Annotated in this window: 7 protein-coding genes; 6 read left to right on the forward strand and 1 reads right to left on the reverse strand. The window is 64.5% G+C overall.

Going from position 1 to position 4752, the window contains the following annotated elements; translation table 11 throughout:
* The first annotated feature begins 222 nt into the window (after positions 1-222).
* The 3 genes from VMS96_07785 to ada all read left to right on the forward strand — a co-directional run bounded on the left by VMS96_07785 (position 223) and on the right by ada (position 2109).
* The gene (locus tag VMS96_07785; protein ID HVP43318.1) at positions 223-507 is read left to right on the forward strand and encodes a hypothetical protein; all 285 of its coding nucleotides are present in this window, start codon (positions 223-225) and stop codon (positions 505-507) included.
* A gap of 21 nt (positions 508-528) precedes the next feature.
* Positions 529-981: a hypothetical protein gene (locus tag VMS96_07790; protein ID HVP43319.1), complete on the forward strand. Its 453-nt coding sequence runs from the start codon at positions 529-531 to the stop codon at positions 979-981.
* A 66-nt stretch (positions 982-1047) separates the two neighbouring features.
* The gene (ada, locus tag VMS96_07795) at positions 1048-2109 is read left to right on the forward strand and encodes a bifunctional DNA-binding transcriptional regulator/O6-methylguanine-DNA methyltransferase Ada (protein ID HVP43320.1); all 1062 of its coding nucleotides are present in this window, start codon (positions 1048-1050) and stop codon (positions 2107-2109) included.
* On the opposite strand, the gene VMS96_07800 is transcribed toward ada, so the two are convergent.
* Positions 2106-2702, reverse strand: coding sequence for a hypothetical protein (locus tag VMS96_07800; GenBank protein ID HVP43321.1), 597 nt, complete (start codon positions 2700-2702; stop codon positions 2106-2108). The genes ada and VMS96_07800 overlap by 4 nt on opposite strands.
* A gap of 100 nt (positions 2703-2802) precedes the next feature.
* Between VMS96_07800 and VMS96_07805 the strand changes: the two genes are divergently transcribed.
* The 3 genes from VMS96_07805 to nuoD form a co-directional block, all read left to right on the forward strand.
* Positions 2803-3195: an NADH-quinone oxidoreductase subunit A gene (locus tag VMS96_07805; protein HVP43322.1), complete on the forward strand. Its 393-nt coding sequence runs from the start codon at positions 2803-2805 to the stop codon at positions 3193-3195.
* A 6-nt stretch (positions 3196-3201) separates the two neighbouring features.
* Positions 3202-3699 (forward strand): NADH-quinone oxidoreductase subunit C, encoded by a 498-nt coding sequence (locus tag VMS96_07810; protein ID HVP43323.1) that lies wholly within the window; start codon positions 3202-3204, stop codon positions 3697-3699.
* A gap of 34 nt (positions 3700-3733) precedes the next feature.
* Positions 3734-4752, forward strand: a 1019-nt coding sequence (nuoD, locus tag VMS96_07815) for an NADH dehydrogenase (quinone) subunit D (GenBank protein ID HVP43324.1), incomplete at its 3' end; no start/stop codon positions are given.

The raw sequence follows: 4752 nt of genomic DNA on the forward strand, positions 1-4752 counted from the left end.
GGCCAGCGGCCGCGGGCGACGAGCTCGCGGTTCAGCTCGACCGCGACCCGGTCGCCCTTGATGCCGAGCGCCTCGACCAGCGCGGCCAGGCTGGCCAGTTCGCCGAAGCTGCGCTCTTCCCCGTTGATGATGAGCCGCATAGCGCCATGATATCGCGAGCAAGATTCGGAGAGCCGCCGGTTGACCAAAGCAGGTAAACTTACGTCCATTCAGGGGGTCGGTATGAATCGAAGCGTCCGAATCGGGGTTGTGGGCGATTACCGTGCGGACAACCGCACCCATGTGGCCACCACCAACGGCCTGCGGCATGCCGCACGTGTGGCCGGGGTCTCGCCCGAGCTGGAGTGGATCCACACCTCGCGGATCAAGCCTGATGCGCCCGCCGACGCGCTGCGGGCCCTGGAGGGCATCTTCATCGCGCCCGGCAGCCCTTACGCCAGCATGGACGGCGCGCTGGCGGCCATCCGCTTCGCCCGCGAGCAAGGCGCTCCCCTGGGCGCCACTTGAGGGGGCTTCCAACACGTCGTGTTGGAATACGGACGAAACGTGATGGGCATCGGCGACGCCGATTCGCAGGAGCACGGCTCGGCCTCGCAGAACCTGATGGTGACCGCCTGCTCCCTGCCGCAGCGCGAGCCGGGCGCCGCCTACGTCGACCGCCACGAGCCGGTCGCCATCAAGCCCGGGTCGCTGGCAGCCCGCATCTTCAAGCGCGAGTCCACCAGCGAGGAATACCTCTGCAACTACGAGTTCAACCGCGAGTACCAGGAGCGGGTGGACGCCGCCGGGCTCAAGGTGACGGGCTTCGACGAGCGCGGCGTGGGCCGCATCGTCGAACTGCCCGAGCACCGCTTCTTCGTGGCCACGCTGTTCCTGCCGCAGCTCACGTCCAGCGACGCCCGGCCCCACCCGTACCTGGTTGCCTTCGTGGAGGCGGCCAGCCATTACAAACCCAAGAGTTCGGGCGCAAGAATCGGATAGCGGTCCCGGCCATCCAATCCGTATTCTGCGGACATGGCGAATGCGATTGCGATAGCCGATTTTCAGATGCCTCTGATGTCCAACGACGATCCCCGCTGGGCCGCGGTGCTGGCGCATGACCGCAAGCAGGACGGCCGCTTCTTTTATGCCGTGCGCACCACCGGCGTGTACTGCCGGCCGTCGTGCCCGTCGCGCCGCCCGCGGCGCGACAACGTGCGCTTCTTCGCGACGGCGGAAGAAGCCGAGCGCGCCGGCTTCCGGCCCTGCCTGCGCTGCCAGCCGCTGGCGGTCCGTCCCGGAGACGCCCGCGCCGCCTCGGTGGAGCGGATCTGCCGTTACATCGAGGAGCACCTGGACGAACCGGTGAGGCTGGGCGCGCTCGGACGCCGCTTCGGCATGAGCCCCTTCCACTTGCAACGGACTTTCAAGTCGGTGCTCGGCATCACTCCGCGGGAGTATGCCGAGACTTGCCGCATGCGCTCGCTGAAGAACGGGCTCCACTCCGGACGCAACGTGACCGAGGCCATGCACGAAGCCGGCTACGGCTCGACCAGCCGCCTTTACGAGAAGACCGACGGCCAGCTTGGCATGACCCCCAGCCTGTATCGCTTGGGCGCGAACAAGATCACCATTCGCTACGCTACGGTGAATTCGCCGTTGGGCCGGCTGCTGGTGGCAGCGACCGACAAGGGCATCTGCTCCATCGCCTTCGGCGATTCGGAAGCGAGCCTGCTGAAGGGGCTGCGCAAGGAGTATCCGAAGGCCCAGTTCAAGCGCGCGGAAGTCGTGCTCCACCGCTGGATCGGCGCGTTGCTGCAGCAGATGTATGGTGAGCCCGCCGACACCCCGTTGCCGCTCGATATCCGGGCTACCGCCTTCCAGCGCAGGGTGTGGCAACACCTGCGATCCATCCCCTTTGGCAGCACCCGGAGCTACTCCGAAGTCGCCCGCGACATCGGTGAACCCAGCGCCACCCGGGCCGTGGCCCGGGCCTGCGCGACCAATCCCGTGGCCATTGCCATCCCCTGCCATCGCGTGGTGCGCAGTGACGGAGGCCTGGGCGGATATCGCTGGGGGATTGAGCGCAAGAAGCAACTGCTGGAGCGCGAGGCCGAAGCCAGGAGCTAGCCGCCGGCCGAGGAACCCTTCTTCATACGGAACTTGCGGGTAGCAGACTTGTCGCCGTAGCTCGCCTGGATGATCACGGCGCCGTCTTTTAGCCCGTGCTCGTCCAGGGTCACCCCGAGCTCGAGGGCGCCGCTCGCATCGGTCGTCCCCCGGGCAGCCAGATCGGCTTCCTGCGGCAGGAACGGGCGGGAGCGGACGACGGCGCCGGCGATCGGAGTTCCGTTGTCTGCGACCGTGAACTTCATGGTCACGGTCCTGCCTTCCAGGACCACATCGGGGTTGGTCCAGCGCAGCGACAGCCCGCGCCCGTCCACGTCCTGAATCTCGTTTTTCATGTCGATGATGCCCTCAACCTTGCCTTCCTTGACGGCATCCAGTACCAGACGGTGCTGTGCCTTGAGCATCTCGTGCATGTTCTCTTCGGAGAAGCCGGGACGGGTGACGTGGTGGGCGTAAGAGGCGGCGCGCTTGCCGATGCAGTGTCCTTTCACGAATACCTGGGTCTGGAGCAGGAGGTCGTTGGCCCGCGCCTCACTCTGCACGTGGTACACGGTGTCGCCGTATTTCACGTCGGTGTTGAAGCCGAAGATCATCTGCCTCGACCGGGCACGAGCAGCTTGACACCCTCGTGACCGAAAACTATAGTCGAATGTTTTGTAACTCGTTGTTGGCGCGCATTATACATCCCTTTCTATGCCCGACAATTACTTCGCCCGCTACCTGCCGCTGCTCATCCACGTGCTCATCGTGGGTGGGATCGCGGTCGGGATGGTGGTGCTTTCCCAGCTGCTGGGCAAGCACAAGTGGTCCCGGGCAAAGATGTCCCCCTATGAGTGCGGCATCATCCCCACGGGCGACGCGCGCCAGCGCTTCTCAGTGAAGTTTTACCTGGTCGCCATGCTCTTCATCCTGTTCGATGTGGAAGTCGTCTTCCTCTATCCCTGGGCAGTGCTCCTGCGGGAGCTCAAGATGTTCGGGTTCTGGGAGATGCTGGTGTACATCGGGATCATCCTGGTGGGCTTCTTCTACATCTGGAAAAAGGGCGTGCTGGACTGGTCCAAGCCGGAAGCAGAACGGAGCGAGTAGGCCCGGATGCCGCTAGAAGCCGCCATCACTGACGTGGAGAAGGTGAAGGACCACCCTGCGGTGGCCCGCCTGCTGGCCTGGAAACCCGAGGCCGTGCAGGGTGTCAAGTGGGACCGCGAAGAGATGTCGGTGTGCGTCGAGCGCTCCCTCATCCGCGAAGCCGCAGCTTTGCTGAAGGATGACCCGGCCCTGCGCTTCGATTTCCTTTCCGACCTGACCTGCGTGGATTGGTATCCCAACGAACCCCGCTTCGAGGTGGTGTACCACCTGCTCTCCATGCAGCAGAAAGAGCGGGTGCGGCTGAAGGTCAGGCTCGCCGGCGATGACGCCAGCGTCGAATCGCTGACCTCGGTCTGGCCGGGCGCCAACTTTTTCGAGCGCGAGATCTGGGACCTGTTCGGAGTGCGCTTCCTCGGACATCCCAACCTCGCCCGCATCATGATGCCGGAAGACTGGGAAGGACATCCGCTGCGCAAGGACTACCCGGTCGAAGGATATCGGTAACGCGTTTGTGATCTGTACCCGGTGATTTGAGCTGATGGCGCACCTTAGCCCGACCCCGACGATCGACGTTCAGGACAAGACGATGGTCCTGAACATGGGCCCCCAGCACCCCTCCACCCACGGTGTGCTCCGGTTGCTGCTGGAGATCGACGGCGAGAAGATCGTCAGGGTCATGCCCGACGTCGGCTACCTGCACACCGGCATCGAGAAGACCGCCGAGGCCAAGTTTTACCAGCAGGTGGTGCCGCTCACCGACCGCATCGATTACCTCTGCCCCATGACCAACAATCTCTGCTACGTGCTGGCGGTGGAGAAGTTGCTGGGGTTGGAGGTCCCCCCTCGGGCGCAGTGGATCCGGGTGATGCTGAACGAGCTCACCCGCATCAACTCGCACCTGGTCTGGCTGGGCACGCACGCCCTCGACATCGGCGCCATGTCGGTCTTCCTCTACTGCTTCCGCGAGCGCGAGGACGTGCTGCGGCTCTTCGAAGAGGTCAGCGGCCAGCGCATGATGACCTCCTACTTCCGGGTCGGCGGCCTCGCCATGGACGTTCCCATCGGCTTCTTCCAGCGGGTGAAGAAGTTCGCCGACCGCTTCCCCGAATGCGTGGACGAGTACGAAGACCTGCTGACCGCCAACCCCATCTGGTTGGAACGCACCAAGGGCGTGGCCAGGCTTACAAAAGAAGATGCCATGGCCCTGGGCGCCACCGGTCCCACGGCCCGCGCCAGCGGCGTGGATTGGGACCTGCGCCGCGACATGCCTTATTCCAGCTACGAGAAGTTCCGGTTCAAGGTGCCGGTCGGTCAGGAAGGCGATGTGTTCACCCGCTACATCCTGCGCGTCCAGGAGTTGCGCGAGTCCAACAACATCGTACAGCAGGCGCTGGCCGGGGTGCCCGAAGGCCGCGTGAAGGCCGACGCACCCAAGATCGTCCTGCCCGACCGCGAGAAGATGAAGACCCAGATGGAGGCCCTCATCTATCACTTCAAGATCGTGACCGAGGGTTTTGCCGTCCCCGCCGGCGAGGTGTACCAGGCCATCGAATCGCC

The sequence above is a fragment of the Terriglobales bacterium genome (genome assembly GCA_035543055.1).
Lineage (GTDB): Bacteria > Acidobacteriota > Terriglobia > Terriglobales > Acidobacteriaceae > JAIQFD01.